General features: G+C 65.7%; 16 protein-coding genes. 11 read left to right on the forward strand and 5 right to left on the reverse strand.

Features of this window, described 5'->3' with window-relative positions; translation table 11 throughout:
• Positions 1-15: 15 nt before the first annotated feature.
• Entirely contained in the window at positions 16-2175 is a 2160-nt protein-coding gene (locus tag NPA30_RS12015; RefSeq protein WP_256802938.1) for a sensor histidine kinase, read from the reverse strand.
• A gap of 162 nt (positions 2176-2337) precedes the next feature.
• On the opposite strand from NPA30_RS12015, the gene NPA30_RS12020 reads away from it, so the two are divergent.
• From NPA30_RS12020 to NPA30_RS19620, 5 genes are all read left to right on the forward strand, one after another.
• Positions 2338-3234 carry a mechanosensitive ion channel domain-containing protein gene (locus NPA30_RS12020; protein WP_256802939.1) on the forward strand — a complete coding sequence of 299 codons (897 nt, stop codon included), beginning with the start codon at positions 2338-2340 and terminating at the stop codon, positions 3232-3234.
• A 1059-nt stretch (positions 3235-4293) separates the two neighbouring features.
• On the forward strand, positions 4294-4872 hold the full coding sequence (locus NPA30_RS12025) for a hypothetical protein (protein ID WP_256802940.1): 579 nt from the start codon (positions 4294-4296) through the stop codon (positions 4870-4872).
• A 517-nt stretch (positions 4873-5389) separates the two neighbouring features.
• Positions 5390-6583 (forward strand): ABC-three component system protein, encoded by a 1194-nt coding sequence (locus NPA30_RS12030; protein ID WP_256802941.1) that lies wholly within the window; start codon positions 5390-5392, stop codon positions 6581-6583.
• Positions 6580-7068 carry a three component ABC system middle component gene (locus NPA30_RS12035; protein ID WP_256802942.1) on the forward strand — a complete coding sequence of 163 codons (489 nt, stop codon included), beginning with the start codon at positions 6580-6582 and terminating at the stop codon, positions 7066-7068. The genes NPA30_RS12030 and NPA30_RS12035 overlap by 4 nt, the downstream gene beginning before the upstream one ends.
• Positions 7065-9011, forward strand: a complete 1947-nt coding sequence (locus tag NPA30_RS19620) for a DUF3732 domain-containing protein (RefSeq protein ID WP_256802943.1) — start codon at positions 7065-7067, stop codon at positions 9009-9011. The genes NPA30_RS12035 and NPA30_RS19620 overlap by 4 nt, the downstream gene beginning before the upstream one ends.
• A 26-nt stretch (positions 9012-9037) precedes the next feature.
• Here the strand turns inward: NPA30_RS19620 and NPA30_RS12045 are convergent, their stop codons facing one another.
• Together NPA30_RS12045 and NPA30_RS12050 are read right to left on the reverse strand one after the other, a co-directional pair.
• Positions 9038-10015 carry a hypothetical protein gene (locus NPA30_RS12045; RefSeq protein ID WP_256802944.1) on the reverse strand — a complete coding sequence of 326 codons (978 nt, stop codon included), beginning with the start codon at positions 10013-10015 and terminating at the stop codon, positions 9038-9040.
• A 394-nt stretch (positions 10016-10409) separates the two neighbouring features.
• Positions 10410-10721: a DUF5983 family protein gene (locus NPA30_RS12050; RefSeq protein ID WP_256802945.1), complete on the reverse strand. Its 312-nt coding sequence runs from the start codon at positions 10719-10721 to the stop codon at positions 10410-10412.
• A gap of 597 nt (positions 10722-11318) precedes the next feature.
• Here NPA30_RS12050 and NPA30_RS12055 point away from each other — a divergent pair.
• The 6 genes from NPA30_RS12055 to NPA30_RS12080 all read left to right on the forward strand — a co-directional run bounded on the left by NPA30_RS12055 (position 11319) and on the right by NPA30_RS12080 (position 19657).
• Complete coding sequence (locus tag NPA30_RS12055; RefSeq protein WP_256802946.1) at positions 11319-12422, forward strand: hypothetical protein; 1104 nt, start codon at positions 11319-11321, stop codon at positions 12420-12422.
• 372 nt (positions 12423-12794) lie between these two features.
• Positions 12795-13082, forward strand: coding sequence for a hypothetical protein (locus tag NPA30_RS12060; protein ID WP_256802947.1), 288 nt, complete (start codon positions 12795-12797; stop codon positions 13080-13082).
• A 155-nt stretch (positions 13083-13237) separates the two neighbouring features.
• On the forward strand, positions 13238-15940 hold the full coding sequence (locus NPA30_RS12065; protein WP_256802948.1) for an AAA family ATPase: 2703 nt from the start codon (positions 13238-13240) through the stop codon (positions 15938-15940).
• Positions 15940-16266, forward strand: a complete 327-nt coding sequence (locus NPA30_RS12070) for a DUF6634 family protein (protein WP_256802949.1) — start codon at positions 15940-15942, stop codon at positions 16264-16266. Before NPA30_RS12065 ends, NPA30_RS12070 begins: the two co-directional genes overlap by 1 nt.
• Before the next feature lie 1203 nt (positions 16267-17469).
• A complete protein-coding gene (locus NPA30_RS12075; RefSeq protein WP_256802950.1) occupies positions 17470-19116 on the forward strand; it encodes a hypothetical protein in 1647 nt (548 codons plus the stop codon).
• Between the two features lie 121 nt (positions 19117-19237).
• Positions 19238-19657, forward strand: coding sequence for a hypothetical protein (locus NPA30_RS12080; protein ID WP_256802951.1), 420 nt, complete (start codon positions 19238-19240; stop codon positions 19655-19657).
• A 445-nt stretch (positions 19658-20102) separates the two neighbouring features.
• On the opposite strand, the gene NPA30_RS12085 is transcribed toward NPA30_RS12080, so the two are convergent.
• Complete coding sequence (locus tag NPA30_RS12085; protein ID WP_256802952.1) at positions 20103-20798, reverse strand: hypothetical protein; 696 nt, start codon at positions 20796-20798, stop codon at positions 20103-20105.
• A gap of 73 nt (positions 20799-20871) precedes the next feature.
• A complete protein-coding gene (locus NPA30_RS12090) occupies positions 20872-21483 on the reverse strand; it encodes a HupE/UreJ family protein (RefSeq protein WP_256802953.1) in 612 nt (203 codons plus the stop codon).
• Positions 21484-21566: the final 83 nt, after the last annotated feature.

Here is a 21566-nt window from a genome sequence, read left to right on the forward strand (position 1 = left end):
CCTCGGATGAGCGCCTCAGGCGAGCATTCGGCGTTTGAAGGTCAGGGTGAAAGCGGCGCCCCCCAAGGCCGAGCGCTCCTCGACTTCGATCTCGCCTTCATGCAGATCGACGATCTTGCGGACGATCGAAAGCCCGAGGCCGGTCGAGCTCTCGCCATTGGTGGGCTGGGCGGTGAGCCGCTGGAACCGGCCGTACAGGCGCACGAGATCCTGGGCTTCGAGGCCGGGGCCGGAGTCGGAGATCCTGACGCCGACCTCGGTCGCCGTGCCGAATGCTCGAAGCTCGATCGCACCGCCGATCGGCGCATATTTGATGGCGTTGGAGACGAGGTTGTCGATCGCTTCGGCGAGACGATCCGGATCGCAGTAGGTCGGCAACGGCCGGTCGATGCTGACCGCAAAGCGCTGTTGCTTGGCTTCCGCAAGCCCGGTGTTCAGATCCGCGACCAGTTGGGCCACGTCGCCGAGGTCGATGAAGCGCCGGTTGATGGAGATGTCCACCGCGTCCGCGATGGCATCGGCGACGGACACGTCGATGATGCGTGTCATGCGTTGGGCGGCGAGACGAAGGTGGCCGATCTGGACGGCGAAGGGCTCGGAGCTCGTCGCCGGCAGCGCGTTCGTCAGCGCCGTCATCATTTCCGCCCTGCCGAGGATCACCGCGAGCGGGTTCTTGAGATCGTGGGCGATCGTGCCGAGGATCTCGTTCTTGAACGTGTTGACCCGTTTCAGCTGCGCGCCCTGCGCCTCCAGCCGTTCGTTCGCGGCAACGAGCTCCCGCGTCCTCGCCGTGACTGTGGCCTCGAGCTCCGCATTGGCGTTGCGCAGGCGCTCGTTGAGCCGAACGTTGTCGAAGGCGACGGCGAGCTTGGCGCAGAACACGTCGACCAGCGCCTGCTGTGTCTTGGTCAGCTCGGCGGCATTGTCGAGGATGACCAGCACTTCCGAGCCGGTGTTCGTGCGCAGGTAGAGATGCGTCCTTCGGCCGAGGCACATGGGCCGGCCGGCGCTGCGGGCCTGGGCGAAAAGGCGGGGGTAATCGGTCTCGGCCTCCTCTCCTGCGAACGCGCCGATCTCGGCCAGGATCGCATGCTCCCCGTCGTCGCCGTCGCGAATGACGAGGAGCCCGGCCGATTGAAGGCCGAGAAGCGCGTTGAACTGAACGAGGACGCCGTGCGCGAGGGCCGCAAGCGAGCGCCCGTCGAACAGCTCGGCCGATGCTCCAACGATCAGTTCCAGTCCGGCCCGCGTGTCGTCGAGGCGGCGCAGCTGGTCGTGACTGCGCAGCGCGGACGTCAAGGTCGTGAAGAGGCGCTCCGCCGTCAACTCCGTCTTCGCCTTGTAGTCGTTGATGTCGTATTCCACGACGATGCGGTGTTCCGGCGCCTGGCCGGGCTGTCCCGTGCGCAGGATGATGCGGATCAGTTCGTTGCCCAACTCGTCACGGATGGCGCGCGCCAGCCTCAGCCCGGCATCCTCCGTCTCCATGACGACGTCGAGCAGGACGACCGCGATGTCGGGATGGGCTTTGAGAAGGCGCAGTCCTTCGGCAGCGGAATAGGCGCTGAACAGCTCGAGCGAGCGACCGCCGAGCTGAAAATTCTGAAGGGCGAACCGCGTGCCGTCATGGACCGCCTGATCGTCGTCGACGATCGCGAGCTTCCATGCCGGCAGGGCCGGCACGACCACCGCCTCCTCGGCGTGCAGAAACTCGAGCATTTCCCCCGGCATCGTCTCGGATCCCTGAGAAGGCGCCGATCCCACACGGTCGACTTCCCCTTGGTAGGATGGCACGACAATCTGCCTCATGCCAGTATGTGGTGGGCTTATACTCAAGACGAACGGCCATCGGCGCGGTGCCGAAGGAGTTCGACGTAATATTCGTAATCGAACTCGTGATGGTGCCGGTTCGGTGTACCTCGCCCGTTCGACTGCGCGATTCCGCCGTTGCAGAAGCGGAGGAAGCCGAGCTGACGGGTGATCGCGCCCCAGCGGGGGCGGTCGGCCTTGTCTGGATGCGTCATGATGAGTCCTTCCTGCCCAAACCTCCGCGTCGAGCTTCGAGTTACCGAGGCAAGGTTTCGCTGCGACGACGCGATCAGCCGATCCGGTTTCACGCCTGTTTCGCGGGACGGGCCCGCCGTTTCGGCGCCATCCGTGTGGCGGTCGCTGCATGGGCAGGAGGCGGGGGAGGCGAAGCGGCGCGAAACCATCTTTCCCCCCGGCGCAACGTCCTCGGCATCGTGCCGAAACGCCGGCATCCCTAGAAGCGACGCTCGAACAGGAGAGCGCAGCCCGTCGCAGGGTTCGTTGCGCGGGACGTCTGGAGCGCATGGCATGTACACCCCCTTCCTCGACCCGCACATCGCGACCAAGCTGACGGCGAGCCTCGTCGTCGTCTGCCTCTCCCTTCCGTTGCGCAAGCTGGCGTTGCGGCGGGCGCGCTCCCTCGGCTGCGGGGCGGACGGACGGCAGGAAATGCGGCTGTCGCGGGTTCGCACCGTCTTCGGCCTTCTCCTGACGCTTGCCCTCGGGACGATCTGGTTCACCGAGATCCAGTCGCTCATCTGGTCGGTCACGGCCGTCATCGTGGCGTTCACCATCGCCACCAAGGAGCTGATCCAGTGCGGCACGGGAGCTCTGATGCGCGCGGCCGGACGCAGCTTTCAGGTCGGCGACCGGATGGAAATCGACGGCGTCTATGGCGAGATCGTCGCCCACGGCATCCTGACCACGACGATCCTGGAGATCGAGCGGGCGGCAGGCGGAACGCGCGCAACGGGCCGCACGATCGTTCTTCCGAACAGCCGCCTGTTCGCAGCCGACGTGTGCATCGACGTGCGCGAACGCCAGCTGGTCGCGCATCGCTTCCACGTCATCTTCGATCCGTCCGTTTCGACGCACGCGGCCGTCAAGGTGCTGGAAGCCTCGCTTGCGCGCTACTGCCTGCCGTTCGCCGCGGAGGTCGAGGCCGCAACCGCGACACTCGGGCATCTGCGCGCCGGGGAGCTCTTCCTGAAGCCGCTCGTCACGCTCGGGACGACCGATCTCGCGCGGATCCGGCTCGACGCGCTCTGCACGGTTCCGGCGACACAAGCGGTTGCCCTGGAGCGCGAAGTGAAGATGGAGTTCCTGGAGTGGCTCTGGGCCGATGCTCAGGCTCGCCAGATACAGGCGGCGTCCGGGGATCAGGCCGCGATCCATGCTCAACCGGCGGCGGCCATCGCGGCGTGACGATCAGGGTCTGCTGCAAGCGAGACTCTTGCGTCAGCGACCGCTGCGCCACGTGGGTGTGCGAGGACAAGCGAACGCTACGCGATCCTCGGGATGCGCCGTCATGCGCTCGATCTCGGAGCGGAAGAGCGGGTCTGGGCGAGGCTTCGTGGTCATACCGCAGCAGGGTCTCGGGCTGAGGTCGGCGAGGACGAGATCGAGCCGGCGGGCCATGCAGGCCGCCTGGCCGTGGTCGGACTGTGGAAGGCTGAGCGAAAGCCTTGCCGACTCTCAGACTGCCGCGAACCGGGCGGGGACCCTGACGCGCCAGCAGAACGTGTGATCGCGGCCGTTCAAGGTTCTGGACGTCGTGTCGCGTTGCCACCGAACTGCCCCTTACGCTGGCCGGAGCACGCCATGGGCATCAGCTCCGGGCATCAGATTTGGGCCCAGGCGACAACAGGAGCAGCCGAGAGGATTCTCAGCCAGACAGAAAGATCAACGATCGCAGTAGGTTGCCTTCCCCGGAGGGGGAGCTGGCTGGGGGACCTGGATCCCCAGCCAGAGCAAAGCTAACCTTCTGCAACCCGTGGCGTTTCTCACCTCAGGCCGAATGGGCATCATCTCTGTGCCCTGGCAACGGGCATGACGTCAATCGCGGCTTTAGCTCGTTCAAGGCGCAGCGGGATGTTTCCCGGGGCCGGCTTCCAGTCGCCCCGGCGCCGGCTGCGATGGTTGGATCGGGCGGGGCGATCATTCCATGCGGGATGACAGCCATAGCGGTGAGAATCTGGGAATCTCCCGGTTGGGCTCCGGAAGAGCGTGGCAGCGCAACCGCAAGGCACGAGGGCCGACCGTCAGATCGATGGAGCAATTCAGTAATCTACGGGATCGATCGGATTTTAGACGAACGCTTAAGTCGCCCTGAGGAATGCGAGCGGCATCATTGCCTGATCAGAAAGGGGATCCTCTAACCAAGCCTGCCTCCCGTGAACCGCGCCCCAGAAACCAAGCCCCTCTCCGCCGGGGGCGCGGCCGTCCCAGCGATGGGCGGTCGGCGGAGTGAACAGGAGGAACAACATGGTCAACGACCAGACGTGGGGGGTGACCCCTAACGATCAGGCCGTCCGCGACGCTGTGCGCACTCTCTATTACGCGGCGAACACGACGGACGCGGAAACGACCAACCCGATGGCTCCCTTTGTTGGGGTCAACGGACCACCGACGCACGCGTTGTTCGTCGGTGGCCGCCTGCACGCTGTGCAGGTCGGCTGGAGCAAGTCGGGTGTCGAGGAGATCCTCCGGGATCAGATTCGGCAGATCGTCGCTGCTCCGGAGCGCGTGAACTCGCCGCCGTTCGCGGCGGCGGAACTGGGGGCGATCCGGCAGGCCTTGGCCGGGGCGGAGAGCAACCACGACGAGAGGGGCGTGCTGACGTACATGGCTCCGACGCTCGCGGCTGAAATCCGCCGCATCGCCGGATGCGTCGTGTGGTCCGATTGGGTTCACGACTACGTCCAGACGGAACTGCGCAAGGGGCTTGCCGCGTCGATGACGGCGCTCGGTCCCAACCCGCAGCCGATGTCACCCATGGAGATCGATGTCGCGGCCAGCGCGGTCCGCGCGATCTCCAACCAGCCTCGCACCGGCGAAAAGTAAAGATGGGGCCCCGGCGGGAGCGCCGGGGCCTCATCATTTCAGGGCCACCGTCTAAGTCGGTGGCAGCCGTCGAGTTTGCTCCGGTGCAGGTTGGTTCGGATTGAGCGCTAATCGGCGCGACTTACCATCGATGCGTCCCGCATGGGTGAGGGACTGACGCGGTGCCGGATGACAGGTGGAGTCATCATACGGTTCAAAGTGTCATACGATGAGTTCACCGGCCTTCCCATGAAAGCGGCGTTGTAGTTGAGCCTTCGCTGGGGAATGATTTCTTGTGGCTGCTTCGGGCCGATAGCGGACTGGCAGATTCTGGCGGATACAACGCTGTGAGCTGCCGTCCGCAACCGACCACTTGTCATCGTCCCGTCTGCTTGAGGTGCTCCTCGAACTTGAGCCAGCGCGTCCGGTCACACTGCATTGATATTCCTACCACCGCCGTACATTATGGCTCATAACGTTGCCGGGGGGACGCGTTGTCGAAGCAGTCTTGGTTGCAATATAGCGATGCTTGTTCATCATGAACGGCACCACTTCATTGTTCTCGGCCGCCGAGCCCGGATTGGGATATATTTTCCAAGCCCGGTACGCTTTGTTGCGAATGTTTGACTTGCCGGAGGATGGCGAGGTTTACATAGAGCGCAACGACGATGTCGAGTTTGTGCAGACAGACGGCACCATCACACTGGCATCGCTGAAGCACAAAGCAGTAGGCGATCGCCTGACGGATCTATCGGTCGATTTCTGGAAGTCGGTCAGAATCTGGGTCGCCCATTACAAGAGTTCAGGGCGCGTCAGCTCGTCTGCGCAATTCATCCTCTTCACCACCGCCAGTGTCTCCTCCGGCTCATTCATTGAACTCTTCGTCGGCTCCGGCGGGTCGGCGGAGGGTCGAGCGAGCAAAGCAGGGGAGGCTCTCGCCAGCAGCACATCGCAGGAAATTGCCAAGGTGAAAGCCGATCTGGCTGATCTGAGCGAAATAGAAGCGCAGGACTTCTACTCCCGGATCACCATCTCGGCCCAAACCTCTCGCATCGACGACATCCCGCATCTAATCGACCAACGGCTCCGCACCATGAGAAGGGAAGATCGGACCGCGCTGTTCAATCGGCTCGAAGGCTGGTGGACCGATCTCGTGATTCGCGTCCTGACCGGAAAAGCTGGCCCCGCTATCAAGGTTCAGGACGTCAGCGACAAGCTCGCCTTGCTCAGCGATCAGTTCAAAGCCGACAATCTGCCCATCGACTTCCGCGGAAAGAAGCCCGAGGACATTGATGTTGCAAGGGACCCGCGGATGTTCGTCGCCCAGCTTCGGGCCCTGAAGCTATCCGAGCAGCGCATCCAGCATGCTATTGTCGACTACTATCGTGCCTATGAGCAAAGGTCCCTTTGGGCCCGTGAGCGATTGGTCATCGCCAGTGAACTGGAAGACTACGAGGATTTGCTGATCGAGGAATGGGACCGGCACAAGGCCGTGCTGTGCGAGAAGCTCAGCGATGCCAGTCACGATGACGCCTGCATCGCCGCCGGCGAAGCGCTGTATCGCTGGGCGTTGGAAAATACCGGCCATCTGCGTATCCGCGAACGTGTTACCGAGCCTTATGTCGTGCGGGGCGCCTTTCAAATCTTGGCCAATGACCGGCCTTCACCCCGGGTCCACTGGCATCCGCGCTTCCTTGAAAGCCTCGCCGGAATTTTGGGAACGGCAGCATGAAGGATTGGGGCACCAGACCAATCGAGGTTCGAAACCTCTTCAACCCAGCGTTTTGTGGGCTGGTCCTCTATCGGGCGCTGGTAGGATTCCAGGAGGCTGATACCAGGGGAATGCCCTTTTCGATGTCGCTGTTGGTCCTGCCGCTGGCGCTGCAGCGCCATTCCCGTGAAGTGATCCAGCGCGGTAACCGGAACTATCTGCTGCGCGTGATCGCAGATCATCCCGAACTTCAAGTCGGCTTTCAGCAACGATGCACCGAGATGCTGCCCTTCACGCTTGAATCGCTGGGTGTCCTGCATAGCGTTGGCACTTTGAGCGTGTCCGAAGACGGAAGACTGACCACGAAGCCGGATGGTGTCAGGAAGACGGTGAGCGGCACTGACGAGTCCAAGCAAGCCCAGCGCGTCGCGACCTTCATCGGCAAGGAATTTGCCAGCATCGGCCGCAGTAGCACCATTTACACAACGATGGGGATACGTCCGTGAAGATCAAGTCGCTTCATATTTACAGCGACAATGGTCGCCGGCGTGACGTCAGGTTCCACGATGGGCTCAACATCCTGACCGGCCAGTCGTCGACCGGCAAGTCTGCCCTATCGGAAATCATCGAGTTCTGCATGGGCCGATCCACGTTCAATGTCCCGGAGGGCGTAATCCGCGACAAAGTACGGTGGTACGCGGTGATCTATCGCTTTGCCGGTGAAGAGGTTCTCATCGCCAAGCCTGCTCCCGGCCCCGGTGCGCAATCGTCAAGCGCGGTCATGGTCTGGCGTGCTGCCGAAGTGAACGCGCCCGCTTTCGACGAACTCATCGTCAATGACAATGACGATGGCGTCGTTGCGCTTCTCTCATCGCTTCTCGGCATTCCCGAGAACACCACCGATGTTCCCATTGAGAGCAGCCGCGAGAGTTACGACGCAAACATCAAGCACACCCTCTATTATCTTTTTCAAAAACAGACCATCGTCGCGAACAAGGACCAACTGTTCTATCGCCAGAACGAAGACCGCCAGACACAGACCATCAAGGACACTCTGCCAATCCTTCTTGGGGTTTCGGGGCGTGACAAGTTCACACTGCAAAGCAAATTGCGTACGGCGAACCGCGACCTGCGTCTCAACGTCAAGCTTGTAACGCAGGCGCAAGATGCCATCGACAATTCCGAGCAGCGCGCGATTGGTCTGCTTTCCGAAGCTCGAACGGTCGGCATATCGATCAGGGCCGACAGTGGCGCTGATGTCATTGATCTGTTGCGGCAGGCCCTGGATTGGCGACCGCAATCGGTACCCGACGAAGACGGCGAACGGTTCTCGATCATTGAAAACGAGCTATCGGACATTCGTGCGCGCCGGCGCGAGGTCCAGCGGCAGATCGAAAGCGCCCAGCTCTTTGCCCGGCAAGCAAATGGCTTCGAGGGAGAAGTTGTCGAACAACGCGATCGTCTCGCTTCGATAAAAGCCCTGCCCTTCAACAAGGCCACCGGCGACTGGCAATGGCCATTCGCCCCCGCAAACCTTGCGCTCGAATCCCCAATCGCTGCGGCAATGCTGGCCGAGCTCGAAAATCTCGATCGGGAACTGGAAGCGGTGACCGGAGAGCGGCCTGCCCTTGAGGCCTATCTATTGGCGCAGCAAAACGATGTCGCCACGCTCTCCGAGCAGATCCGCGGCAAGGAGCTCGAGCTGTCTTCTGCAATCGCCAGCAATGAAACGATTGCGGAGATGGGCAGCCGGAACAATGCCGCTGCCCGTGTCGTGGGGCGCATCAGCTTGTTTCTGGAGAACCTTGCGACCGATGAGGAGCTCAATCGCCTGCTGACTGAGCAGCGCCGATTGAAAGCGGTCATCGCCGACCTCGAGGGGCGTCTGGGGGCTGATGATAGCGAGTCGCGTCTCGTTGCCACGCTCTCCAATATCGCCATGCACATGTCGTCTTACATCAAGGATCTGAACGGCGAGTTCGCCGAGTTCCCCGCGAGGCTGGACCTGCACAATCTGACGGTGGTGATCGATCGACCGGGCAGGCCCGTCTACATGTACAAATCAGGCGGCGGCGCCAGCCATCTCGCCTACCATCTCGCCGCCCTGCTGTCGCTGCACCGCTTCGCCGCCGACTATGCGCAGCCGCTCCCCCGTTTCTTGGTCATCGACCAACCGACGCAGGTCTATTTCCCTTCCGAGAGTGCATATAAGGCAGCCGGCGGCTCGGTTGATCAAACTGAGCTGCAGGATGCAGACCTCAACGCCGTGCGCCGCTTGTTTGAGGTGCTCAACAGATATGCGACCCAAGATGTGCCAGGCTTTCAATTGATCGTAACCGAGCATGCCAATCTGCGGGACGACTGGTTCCAGGCCGCTCTTGTCGAGGACCCGTGGACGAAACCGCCTGCACTGGTCCCTGACGATTGGCCCGACATGCCTCTTGTCTAGCCCACTGCGGATCGTGGCTTTTTGCTTCAGTCATCTTTGTTGGCGATATAGGTGCAGTAACTGCAGAGCCCTTCATTGAAGCCTACCAGCGCGTCTTCCAATGGGATGCCACCGTGGCAGCGAGCACATTCGTGCTCATATTCGAAGGTTTCGCCGCATACCGCACAGGCCTCTTCTTCATCGATATAGGCGTGTCGGTCGCATGACGGGCAGTCGTAAATTGGTCCGGGCTCGCCGGTCTCCTTGGCACGAATATAGGCCTCGCCGCCCAGCGCTCTGTCGACAGCATCGACAATCGCCTCGTCCCAGCCCGGCTCCGCACCACAATTGCGGCAGATCAGGTCCATTGCTTCCTGGTTGGGGTTTTCCGCATCGCGCTGCTCGATCAGGTCCGAACCACATTCGGTGCAGCGCAGATGCTCGTTCGCCACGGTCGGCGACACCCAGTCCACCCCGGCCAGTGAGGATCGGCAGCGTGCCAATTCCTTCTTATGAAGCGCGCGCACCTCGAGCATGCTCTGCCACGCGTCGCCGAGCACGTCTGCCGGATGCTCACCGGCCTGGTGGAACATGGCGACAGTGATCGGGAAGGCGCGAGCGATTGCTTCCCGCACCGCCTGCGCCGGCTGGTCGGTAAAGCGGTGCTCGATATTGTTTCGCAGATCATTGAGTTCCTCCAGCTCCCTTGTGTCTATTGGGATTTTGAAGGCTTTGAAGCGCTTGCCGAGCGTGTGGAAGTTAATGGTCTGGCCCCCCTCATTGACATGCTCGACACCCCCTTGGTCATTGGGAACTGGCATGTATCTGGCGCCGATGACCTCATCGGGATCCGCAAGGGGCACCTTCCGGATCAGCACTTCTTTGCCCAGCAGCAGCACGCCGGCATAAAAATTTCGCACTGCCGACAGGGCGCGTGACGGCGTATCGACGGCATAGTCTTCAATTCCCATCTTGATCGACTTCACCGCATTAGTGAACATATCGCTGGCGTTTCGCTGGGTCATTTTCCCTTCCCGATGGCGGCCCCATATAGATGAGATGGGTGAAGTTTGTTGAAGTAAAAGCAATCGATATCGAGGGCGTCCAGCCAGGCGACATCTTGGTCACGGTGCGCCGCCAGGAAGCTCGAACGAACCATTCGCCGGTTCACCGCTGGCCGGGTTTTGCACGCCATGATTTGCGTCGGGCCCGATAGTTCATCGACTCTGCCCAGGCCGGGCGTTCAGGCCAACAATCTTCAGCCGGTATTGTTCGAGGACGATAGGAAGGCATATCGGCTTCGGCTGTCCGCTTTGGGGGACTGCGCCGAAACGCATGAACGACCGAAAAGGGCGCCTTGCGGACCTTCGTGAGCCGGAGAATGAACAGGTTACTCTGATGTGGAAACGGTGATTAGGCTCAAAGCTGCTGACCCCCACCCACCGGCAGGCTCTCCTCGATGTCTGCGTCGACATCGAAGCGAAGGAGCCAGCACGCATTGCTGCCCGCCGCGATTGCGGCAGCAATGAAGGCTTCCGAAAACCCTGCGGTCCGCAACTCCGTCACCACCTCGTCGCGTGTCTCCTCGTCCATCAATCGAGCGGTCGAGACGATCCAGCCGTACTCATAGGCCATGGTGTCGATCGGCAGGTCCTTGCCGCTGTCCAGCAGCTCGACATCGCCATCGGTGAGGTGCGCTGCGGCGATGTCGAGAAAGGGCAGGATGTTCATCGGGTCGTGCGATCCGCATTTGATGTGTGAGGGGCGAGGATACCGCGCCGGGCGCGGTCAGCGATACGAGCGACTCACCAATGGCGCGAGCCCGCTCTTAACCATGCCGGCGTCCGGGCATCGCCGGCGCCTTGCGATCGTGGGTTGAAGACGTCAGGTATGTGGAGGAAGGGGCGGCGGCGTGCCGTTGCCCCTGGGCAAAGACGGCCCCCGCTGGTGCTGGTAACACCGGACGGAGGCCTGACCCGCAACCTGACTGAGAGGTCTTGGGCTATGACGAGCCATATCCGCTTCGTCCCTTCCTGGAAAGAATTGCAGACGGTGCCGGTCCCGCGAGGGCCTCAGCCGAATAGCGCCGCGAACCTGCACCGTGCGGTCGGCCTGACCGCCGCGCCGGCGCCAGACGGCCGCTGAACGGGTCGGCTCCGCGCCGCCACTTTCTATCCTGCATCCGAGACGATCCGAACCGTCTGCCGCGCTGGCAACGACCCAGCAGGCGGCCGGACCATCGTGCCTTCGTGCGCCCTCGTGGTCGGTTCGCCGTCCTCGTCGATCGGGCACGGCAGGACGTGATCGTCTCCCTTCGAAGGGACTTCCATGACGCATTCTTCCCATACCGCTCCGGCTCGGCCGGATGCGGCGCTCTTCGACGTCCGGCCGCTTGCCGCGACGCCTGACGTCACCGCCACACGCTTCCCCTGCCGGGTCGATCCGAAGGCGATGGCGGAGGATCTCGATCCGCTGGTCGAGAAGGCCACCGCGCTGGTCGCCGCGGCCGTCCCTGCGCCGGACGCGATCCTCGGCGGCTTCGTCGGGATCGCCGCGCTGATCCGCTCGGTCTCCTTCCACGAGGGGCGGCTGCTCGAGGAGGCGATGATCGCGATCGGGCGGCGCAATCCCGATCTCGTGGTGCTCGGCGGCGGCGTGCGCCTGCCGGTGACGCCCGCGGCGCTGGAGGCCGTCGCGCACAACCGTTCTGGCGCGTTGAAGGGGCTGTCGCTCGATGCCGATGCCAGGGCGCGCGGCAGCTATGCGCCTGACATCGTCACGGTGAACCGGCGCTATCGCTCGGCGCTGGTGATCGACGTGAAGCGCTCGCTCGCCTCCTATCTCGCCACGCACCGCCTGAGTGAGCTGCGCACGAAGATGCTGGCGGCCTCGCTGATCCTGCCGGACTGGCTCTACAAGGAGAAGAAGCGCCTCTCGGTCGACAGCGTCGGCATTGCCATCGTCGACGGCTCCTGCGGGGTAAGCGAGCACGAGGCGGGGCTTTGGAGCCTTGCCGAGATCGACGATCTCCTGGAGGTCGAGGGCGCGGCTGCGGCGATGATGGCGATGCGCCAGCGCTTTGCGGCCCGCGTGCAGGGGCTGATCGAGGCGGAGATGCTGCGGCTGGCCCGGCCGCTGGTCGAGGCGGAGGCGCTGGATCGCGCCCGCTTCGGTGGCGGCAGCGATGGTGCGACCGCGAATGGGCATCCCCGCCTCGATGCGGACGCCGATGACGGGGGCGATCCGGAGGCGTTCGAGCGGGCGGCCGTCGGGACGGGCGGTGGCCTGCGAGGCGACGCCCTTGGCGCCCGTGGAAATCATTTCCACGGGTTCGCGTCCCGCCACGCGGCGGGAGCGTCGAGCACCGATGCGCCGCCGCGCGCCGAGCGGCTGATACGCTTCGGCTTCGCGCAGCCGCGCCTCCACGCCTGAGGCGGTGCCGGCGGCGCTGCCGTTCGGCCCGATCCTCTTCCTCCGGCGACCGCTCTCGCGCGGGCGGCGCCAGCTTTCTCCCTTTCTCATGTGCCGTGCCACCGACGCCGCCTCGCGGACGTCGGGGCGCGCAGGATCTGCTCATCCATGACCAAGCTTCCTTTTGATGACCGCCGCCGCCCGACCTCGGGCTCCGGCGCGCCGCCGCATCCGACGTGCAATTCGGCGCAGACGCCGCACCCGACTTCACGCTCATCGCAGGGGTCCCGCCCGGACGTTGGCTCTGACACGCCGCCGCGCCCGTCGCTCGCTGCCGCTTCGGCACAGACCGGCACCCACCCGGCTTCGTCCTCGACGGCACCCGCCCGTGCCGTGTCCTTCGACGCGGATGCCAAGCTGAGCGACCTCGCCCGCGCCGCCGGGGCGCGGCGTCACGGCGAGACGGCGCCCGATCTCAGCACCGCTCTGCCGCTGCCCGATGCCGCGCTCGTCGTCGGCCTGGCGATCCAGAGCGTCAGGCAGATCGGCCGCGTGCCGATGCCGATCCGCGACGCCCTCGGCCGGCTGGCCGCGTCGGGCGAGCCGACCGCGCAGGTCGTCCTGAACTGGCTCGGGCGATACGGGAGGAGACCCACGCAGCCGGGGAGGGCGGCCCGATGACCCGGCGGCTCTCCACGAGGCGCAAGAGCGGGACCGCAAGCGCGCAGGAGCGGAAGGATGCGGACGCCGCAGCCACCACCGCTGCCCTGCCGTCCGATGCCGATCCCTTGGCTGCGGCGCCGCCGTCTTCGATGACGCCTGCCACGGCGCCCTGCATGGCGCCACCGGCAACGTCCGGACCATCGCACGACCTGCCGGTATTGTCGGCCCTGCCAGTTCTGCCTGCCCTGCCGCTGCTGGCGACAGCGCCCGTCGCGACAAAGGGTGACGCCGGCAATGTCGCGGCGCTGCTCCTGATCGAGCGCGCCCTGAGGCATGGCGGCGTGGATCCGGCGGAGCTCGAACGGCTCTGCCGCGGGCCCGGCGCGATCGTCGCGATCAGGGCGGATGTCGACGGGTTCGCGGAGACCGCGCGCAGGCTGGTCGAGAGCGGCGCCGTGCTGCCGGGCCGGGTCGAGACCGTCGAGCTGACCCGGATCAGGCTTTCCACCAGCCTGCACTTTCCAGGGAGCGAGCACCTCGACTGGTCTGTCCTGACGATGACGCTCGACCGGACGGGCCTGATCGTCCTCGACGCCAGGACGTCCGGCGGCAGGGAGGACGCTATCGGGGGCCATCTCGCCTTCGCCGCCCGGTCGGGCCACCCGCTGATCGTCCTTTCCCAGCCCGAGATCCCGCCGCTCCTGCGCCTTGCCGCCCATCACTGCCTCGATGGCGGCAGGCTCGATGCGGCCATCGTGGCGCAGACGATCGCGGTGGTCACCGGCCATGCCCTCGAGGTGGTCGAAGACGCGCTCGCGCCGCTCGAGGGCGACGAGGTCGAGCTGGCGCTGCTTGGGCTCGCCGACCTGTCGCTCGCGGTGCGTGCCGGCCTGCCGCTCGACCAGGTCATGGCGCTGCTGACGCAGCTCGGCCAGCGGGCCACCGCGGCGGCACGCGCCAGGGCGGCGGAGGCCGAGAGCGGCGATGACGACGACGAGGACGACGAGGACGACGAGGGTGATGAGGACCTCGGGGCGGGCCAGTCGCGGGGACGCGGGGAGGGCGAGGCCCGCTCATCGAAGCCAACGGGCGCGAAGACGTCGAAGGGTGGGACGAGCCGCACGTCCGGCAGCAGCGATCACAGGCGCGACGATCGCGGGGACGCCGGATCGACCGTCATCGAGCCGGAGCCGTCTTCCAGCGACGCGAGGGTGACGGTCGAGAGGCTTGCCGGCTACGGCAAGGCGAAGGACTGGGCGCTGGATCTGAAGGCCGATCTCGACCTCTGGCGGACGGGCGAGATTGCCTGGGACACGATGAGCACGCGGCTGCTCCTGTCGGGACCGCCGGGAACCGGCAAGACCACCTTCGCGCGGGCGCTCTGCAACACGCTCGAACTGCCGCTGCATGTCGCCTCGGTGCAGGTGTGGCTGGAGCCCGGCTATCTCGGCAGTGTCCTCGGCCGCATGTCGGCGGCCTTCGCGGCGGCCGAGGCGGCGGCGCCGGTGATCCTGTTCATCGACGAGGCCGATGCGATCGGCCGCCGTCAGCCGGATACGAAGGACTATGCCGACTACTGGAACGCCATCGTCAACCGCATGCTGGAGCTGATGGACGGGGCGGTGCGGACCGAGGGTGTCATCGTGGTCGGCGCGACCAACCGGCCGGAGGCGCTGGATGCGGCGCTGACCCGCTCCGGGCGCTGGGAGACCGAGATCGTCGTCCCCAAACCGGATCGGGCAACGCTCGCCGCGATCATCGCCCACCATCTCGGCCCCGATCTCGAACGGCTCGTCGCCGAAGACGAAGGCGCCGATCCGGCGTCTGCGGACGGTGCTACGTCAACGGCAAGGCTTCTCGACCGCCTGTCGCGACAGGCGGTCGGGCGCACCGGCGCCGACATCGAACGGCTGCTGCGCGAGGCGAGAGGCCGGGCGCGCCGGGAGAAGCGCTCCGTGAACCTCGCCGATCTGGAGACGGCGCTGGGGGCGGGCAAGCCGCAGCGCTCGCCGCAGCTCCGGCGCCGCCTCGCGGTGCACGAGGCGGGGCACGCCGTCCTGCGCCACGCGCTGAAGCTCGGCACGCTGCTGGACCTGTCGATCGAGGATGAGGAAGGCGGCTATGCCGTCACGTGCCTTGACCTCGGCGTCGAGCAGGACGAGGGCTGGATGATGGCGCATCTTGCCGCGCTTCTCGGCGGCCGGGCGGCCGAGGCACTGGTGTTCGGCACCGTCACCGGCGGCAGCGGGGGCGACGGCTCGAGCGATCTGGCGCAGGCAACGCAGCTTGCGCTGGCGATGGAGACCGAGTTCGGCTTCGGTCGGGAGCGCCCGCTCACCCATCGCCCCATCGCGATGGCGCAGAGCCTGCTTCTGCGGCCAGGCCCGCTGGCCGAGGCGGTGGAGGCGCGCCTTGAGGCCGCATCGGACCTGGCGAGGACGACGCTCGCCGCCCATCGCGGGCTGCTCGAGCGCCTCGCCCTTGCGCTGGGCAGGGCCGGTTCGCTCGATGCCGGCGAGATCGAAGCGATCTTCAAGGCAACGCCCGACGCCATGCCCGTTGCCGTGGCCGAGGCCGCGACCGCAGGCCCACCGCAGCCGGATGGAGGCGGAGCCGACGGCGGACCGATGGGTACATCCCATTGCAACGCTGTCGACGGCGAGACCGTCATCACGCGCACCGAAGCGGCTGCGCCGTCGAAGTGGGAGGGCGACGGCGAGGCTGTCGGCACCGGCATCGAAGCGAGCATGCCGTCGGACGGCCTTGGCGACACAGAGGCGAGCGCGGCATCGCAGCCGCGCCGGCGCGGAGGCGCGCGGCAGGCTGCGGCCGTCAGGCGGTCTGGCACAGGCTGGGCTGAGAGGGAGGACGCGTGATGGTGCTGCACGTTCCCCCAAACGGACCCGCCAAGGACATCGCATCCGTCATCGAGCGGCTGCGGCGTCTTCTCGCCGATCTCGAACGGATCGAAGCGGGCTGGCGTCCGACCCTGCGCGACTTGGGCAATGCCCCGCATCTTGAGGACTGGCAGATCGTGCACCGCATGCTGCCCTCGCTGGCGGGCGTCGTCCACGAGCATCCGGTGATCGCGGACGGCCACCGCACGCTCACCTCTGACCTCTGGCTGATCGCGCCGGAGCTCGGCTTTGCCCGCACCTTCAGCCGCTTCTATCGGCTCGGCCAACCCGAGGCGGACGACTGACGCACCCGCGGCTGCGCCAGGCAGGGGGCGGCGGATCGAGCCGCCCCCACTCCTATGAACACTCTAGAGGACGCGGCGCCGCACCGACGCGGCGTGGCACCGGTGCGACGCTCGGCCGCCGCTGCGCCGTCAGCCTGCCGCTCCGAACCACCTCATGCCGCTGACCTCGGATGACGGACTGACGGCAGCAGGACCAGTCCCAGGCGATCGCTCCGGCATCGGTCGGCCGCGTGCCAGCAGGGAGGAACAAGGCGGCAGGTGCTCCTGGAGTGCGAGCGTGACCGCAGCCGCTTGCGTCCCCAGCGGCAGTCCCGCGACGGCCGTGCCGGGTCGGCCGTCTAGACGCATCGCCTTCGATCTTCGGCAGGGCATCTCGATCTCCAGGCAGGTCATCGCAGGTCGAGACGAGTTGCGCATCCTCGTTACCAAGCTTCGGACGAGTGTTACGGAGGTCGCGGCAAGCGTGACGAAACGTGACGCGCGCGAGTCAGGGATCCAGGTCGGCGTTGCGGCTCTCAAGATCGGCGATTCAACGCCGTCGGCCGCAGGACGCCAGTCGTACACACCGAGCCCGACCCCGAGGCTGACTCCGCCGCAGACGGCTGCTCGGACCGGATGCCGCCACACGCTCTGCGCATCGGTGTGTCCGAACCCTGGCTCGGCGTTGCGGACTTCGGGATCGGCGTGACCAGCCTCATCATCGGCGTTGCCGGGTACGAGATGGACGATTCCGTCGCAAACGGGGTGAGCAACCGGCAAGCTGTCATCGCAGCAACCGTGTGGTGTCGAAAGAGGCCGAAGGGCCGTCCAGAAAAATATCCTGCAGCCTCTCCAGAGCACCGACGAACATGAGCTTACGTCGACTACATGCTCTGCGTTTATCCACTTCAAACATCTCAGAACGGTTGCCGTGTACTGGCGGATTACCGGCGGATGCCTCACGTCAAGAGACTGCAGGTCTTCCCCAATGCCTGCGCACAGGGATCAGCGACGGCCAGATTTATTTTTTCCGAAGCAACACCTGTGGATATCCCTAATGAAGGTGAAGTCGACTGCGGCCGTGGCGTGAATCCGGGGAGAATTTTGGCTATCAAAAGACGATACAGCCAAAGCCGTCAGAAAAGCCAAGTTGTACGACCGAATTGATTTGCCGTATCGTTGAACATGTCGCGCGGATAAACATGCGACGGGGAGATTGATGGTATGATCGACATCGATAGAAGGCGGAACGACTACAACGACAGCGTGGAGAGCATGGAGAGCGCGAGCGTGGCGGCGCAGGCGGACGACGCGCCCGCGCCCCTCGCGCGGGTGCAGGACAAGGAGGGCGGGGAAGAGGCCGCGAGCGCCGACGGCGTGGCCGTCTCGAACGGCGAGGCGTCGGCAGAGAGCCGGGCCGCACCGAAGCGCAAGGGCGCCGGAGCCTCGCGCGTGAAGAAGGAGATCGAGGCGAAGAAGGCGAAGAAGGCGGCGGCCCGCGCCGAGCGCCAGGTCCAGACGGCGGCAAAGGCCGCGCGGGTGCCGAAGGAGAAGCGCCAGCGCTTCGACGTCGACACGCTAGAGCCGGAGCCGCGCGCGATCGTCCTCTCCAGCGCCGCGGTCGTCGACGGCATCGCCCGCAAGACGGCCGAGAACACGTTCGACCTCGGCGAGGCCTTCGAGGCGATGGCGGGCGCCATCCCCGACGAGAAGGACTGGAAGGTGGCCGTCCCCCAGCTCTGCCGCCTGTCCTCGAAGACCGCGGACAACTGGCGCGCCGTCCACAAGAAGCTCGGCCGCTGGCGCGAGGCCATGATCCGCAACCAGGTCACGCCGACCGTCCTCGTCAGGCTGACGGCGGCGAGCCCGGAGCAGGTGGAACAGGTCATCGCTGCCTTCGAGGCGGGCAAGCCGATGAAGGTCCGCGAGGTCGAGGACATGGTGAAGGGCGTCGGCGCCACAGCCGGAACCGGCGCCGTTCAGGCGGGCGGCCTGAAGGGGCTGAAGGCGCAGGCGCTCGCCAAGGTCGCGCGGCAGACGAAGGACGTCGTCGCCGGGCTGAAGCTGATCCGCGCCGCGCTGATCGAGGCCCTGGAGGCGGCGGCGGGCGAGAAGCGGCTGAAGAAGGGCGAGCTCGTCGACGCGCTCGCGCCGATCGCCAAGCAGGTTCACCGCGACCTGACCGAGCTCCTCTGCGACATCGACCCCGCCTCGCTGGTCGGCGGCCTGGCGCTGCGCCACCAGAAGGCGCCGGACGAGCGCTGGGAGGGCGTGCTGGCGCTTCTCTACAGGCTCGGCGGCGACCGCTGGGCGGAGGCGACGGCGCTGAAGGCCTTCGTCGAGGACGAGGTCCTGCCGATGCTCGCCTTTGTCCTTGACGGCATCACGCCGGACGGGGAGGGGCCGGATGACGGCGGCGGCAAGCGCTCCGTCGAGGTCGATGAGGACGCGGATACGAGCGACGGCAACGACGCCGGCGACCACGAGGTGCCGTCCGCCTTCGAGCCGGTTGAGACGCAGGGGGTCGCCGCTTCGGCGGCCTCCACCCTCGATGCAGTCGAGGGCGGGAGCACCGCCTCGACGGCGGGGACGCAGGCGCCGCCGCGGCGGCGCGTCAGCCAGGCGACCCTCGAGCGCCACCGGCGAGCCGCAGAGGAAGGCAACCGCTCCTACGAGCTGTACTGCCTCGAGCGGGACAGGGAGGCGATGCGGGAGATGGAGGAGCGGGAGGCGGAAGACCACCAGCAGATGCTCACCGACTTCGCCTCCGGCAAGATCCCTGCCCACGTCCTGGTGCCGGGCCTCGCCGCGTTCGCCCCAAGCGCGCCGACGGGCAAGGCGCCGCTGGCCTCGGCGGTCCGCCGCAAGTAGGCGGCGCGTCAGCCCGGACCGCCGGCCTCGCCATGCGCTGGCGAGGCCGGAGGTCCAGTCGCCATCAATCCGGATCTTGCTGTCGGCTTCGGCAAGGCCGACCAACCTCTCGAGAGGCATCATGCCCAAGACGCCATCCTCCGATCCTCGCCGAACGGCGAACCCGTCCCGTCGCGAACGGCGCCTGGCCAGGCAGGCCGAGTACCAGCGGACCTACCGCGAGACGCAGCGCAAGACGAAGGCGCCGTCCCGCATCGACGTCGCGAACCTCACCCTCCATTGGCTCATCAACCTCTACATCGAGAACAAGGACGACGTCGGGCTGATGAAGCTGCGGGCCTACCTGATCCACGGCCTCGTGGAGCAGGGCTTCGACGAGGAGAAGACGGCCCGCCGCGTCGACGACATCATCGAGCGCACCGAGGACGGCTGGACCTTCCGGCCGAAGGCTCACCTCAGCCCAGCGCCGGGCGGCATCACGCTGGCGGCGCTCATGGACGGGACGGCCATCGATCCGGACGGCTCCGGCGGAAGGGGCTGACGACATTGCTCCCGGGTGGTCCCGGCGGAGGAAGCGGTCTCTCCGGCTGGCGCCAACGTCGCCTTCGCGAATGCCGACGGCTCGACCCATCCGGATTCGGCTCCTCCGTCGCTTCCGCTGGCCCTCGTAGCCTCCTCGCGCGCGGCCTCAAGGTGAGGTCGCCGCCATGACTCCATCAAACGCGAACGGCACCTGTAACGATCATCCAGACAAACGGAGTTTGCATCGGTGACGGCCGATCTTCAGGCTCGAGAAGCCCGGCCGCCGGTCCGCCGACAGGAGCGCGGAAATCATTTCCACGCCGCAGTCCAGCAAGGCGAGGAGCAGTTCCTTGTCAGCGAGACACTTCTGATGTGACAACGCGCCAATTCCGGCCGTCTCTGCCCGTCTTGCGAGCTTGCATCCCTATAGGACAAGCGTTGCGCTTAGCCGTGTCCCCTCCTCGTCACTCGGCTGATGTCTCACCTGATGGTCCGAAGTGGTGTCTTGGCTTTGTCTTCGCGGGAGCGTCGTCGAACCCGATCCCAGGCAGAACGGGTGCATAGGTCGTGGGCGGAGCGAGTTCGAGACGCGTGGGCTTCTTGAAGAGTGAGGCGCCGCCGTAGAGAACGCCGATGGCGATCATCCAGCTTCCGAAGATGCGGATCGCGACGTCGGGCCAGCGGGCGTCCATCCCGCGTACTGAGAGGGTGACGCCCGCGATCAGCCAGAGCGAGAAGAGGATACCGGTGATCGGGACGAGACGAATGCCGAGTGTGGGGTTGGTCAACATCACGCACAGCCCGATCGCCGCGCCAACGCAGAAGCTGGCGGGCGGGAGGACCAAGGGACGGATCCTGCCGGGCGCGACGAGCGCTGCGCCGATGGCGATCGTCGCGATCGGAGCGGAGTAGAAGCGCTGCTCGAATGCAGCGGGAATTCCTGCGAACACTCGATCCCAAGCGGTGCCGCCGAACAGGCCTGCCGTAAGTCCGGCCGCGAATAGACACGCGGCAGCGAGCAGAGGAAGGGCTCTCAAGCGCCGGCTCGCCAGTCCGCAGCCGATCAAAGGCAGCAGGAAGCTCGGCTGGACCGCGCTATGACGCAACCACCAGAACGGCGTGGACAGCCGCTCCGGATTTAGGAAAACGAGGGGCAACATCACGAGGGCGCCGACTAGGAGGATAGCCGGGCCGGCGAGTGTGCGGAGCCAAGCGCGGACCTGTCGACGCCCGTCAAGCCGCAAGATAATAGACACCCGCCGCCGCGATCAGCCCGCCGAGACTCCGCGAGACCCTGCCGTTCCAGACTGGGTTCAGCAGAAGTCCGACGCCGATGCCGATCAGATGGATCGCGCCGGTCGCCAGAACGAAACCGATCGCGTAATCGGCGGGATCTGCGGCCCGAGGCAATTCGGCGCCATGCGCATAGCCGTGGCAGATCGCGAAAACCGCGATCAGCAGCAGCGCCACCCACTCCGCCGGGTGCCAGGCGAAGGCGATCGCGAGGCCCAAGGCGACGATCGATAGGGCGATGCCGATTTCGGTGCCGGGAAGAACGAATCCGGCAATGCCGAGCACCCCGCCAACGACCATGATGAGAGGAAACGTCACCGGCAGCGACCAGACCGGCCGTCCGCCCATCTGGGCGCCCCACAGGCCAACCGCGAACATCGCCAGAAAATGGTCAGCCCCAGTCAGCGGGTGCTCGAAGCCGCTGCCGAAACCGCCCGCGTTTCCCTGGATGATATGCGCCAGCAGTGGCGCGGGATGGGAGAGGACGATGAGACCGGACGCGGCGAGCAGCGCGGCTCGGCCGGGGCCTGAGTTGAAGCGGCTGGTGATCATCGTCTCTCCAAAGTTTCCGCCGCAGCGTCGCGCGGCGGCAGCATGCGAGGCGCATGTCTATCGTTTTAGCCATTGCATGGCGG

The sequence above is a fragment of the Mangrovibrevibacter kandeliae genome (assembly GCF_024519155.1).
In the GTDB taxonomy this organism is placed as follows: Bacteria; Pseudomonadota; Alphaproteobacteria; order Rhizobiales; family Rhizobiaceae; genus Mangrovibrevibacter; species Mangrovibrevibacter kandeliae.

What these genes read in the sequence shown, in the direction of transcription:
- NPA30_RS12015 (WP_256802938.1), bottom strand. Translation starts at nt 2,175, where the DNA reads ATGCAGCGACCGCCACACGGATGGCGCCGAAACGGCGGGCCCGTCCCG.
- NPA30_RS12020 (WP_256802939.1), top strand. Translation starts at nt 2,338, where the DNA reads ATGTACACCCCCTTCCTCGACCCGCACATCGCGACCAAGCTGACGGCG.
- NPA30_RS12025 (WP_256802940.1), top strand. Translation starts at nt 4,294, where the DNA reads ATGGTCAACGACCAGACGTGGGGGGTGACCCCTAACGATCAGGCCGTC.
- NPA30_RS12030 (WP_256802941.1), top strand. Translation starts at nt 5,390, where the DNA reads ATGAACGGCACCACTTCATTGTTCTCGGCCGCCGAGCCCGGATTGGGA.
- NPA30_RS12035 (WP_256802942.1), top strand. Translation starts at nt 6,580, where the DNA reads ATGAAGGATTGGGGCACCAGACCAATCGAGGTTCGAAACCTCTTCAAC.
- NPA30_RS12045 (WP_256802944.1), bottom strand. Translation starts at nt 10,015, where the DNA reads ATGACCCAGCGAAACGCCAGCGATATGTTCACTAATGCGGTGAAGTCG.
- NPA30_RS12050 (WP_256802945.1), bottom strand. Translation starts at nt 10,721, where the DNA reads ATGAACATCCTGCCCTTTCTCGACATCGCCGCAGCGCACCTCACCGAT.
- NPA30_RS12055 (WP_256802946.1), top strand. Translation starts at nt 11,319, where the DNA reads ATGACGCATTCTTCCCATACCGCTCCGGCTCGGCCGGATGCGGCGCTC.
- NPA30_RS12065 (WP_256802948.1), top strand. Translation starts at nt 13,238, where the DNA reads ATGGCGCCACCGGCAACGTCCGGACCATCGCACGACCTGCCGGTATTG.
- NPA30_RS12070 (WP_256802949.1), top strand. Translation starts at nt 15,940, where the DNA reads ATGGTGCTGCACGTTCCCCCAAACGGACCCGCCAAGGACATCGCATCC.
- NPA30_RS12075 (WP_256802950.1), top strand. Translation starts at nt 17,470, where the DNA reads ATGATCGACATCGATAGAAGGCGGAACGACTACAACGACAGCGTGGAG.
- NPA30_RS12080 (WP_256802951.1), top strand. Translation starts at nt 19,238, where the DNA reads ATGCCCAAGACGCCATCCTCCGATCCTCGCCGAACGGCGAACCCGTCC.
- NPA30_RS12085 (WP_256802952.1), bottom strand. Translation starts at nt 20,798, where the DNA reads ATGTTGCCCCTCGTTTTCCTAAATCCGGAGCGGCTGTCCACGCCGTTC.
- NPA30_RS12090 (WP_256802953.1), bottom strand. Translation starts at nt 21,483, where the DNA reads ATGATCACCAGCCGCTTCAACTCAGGCCCCGGCCGAGCCGCGCTGCTC.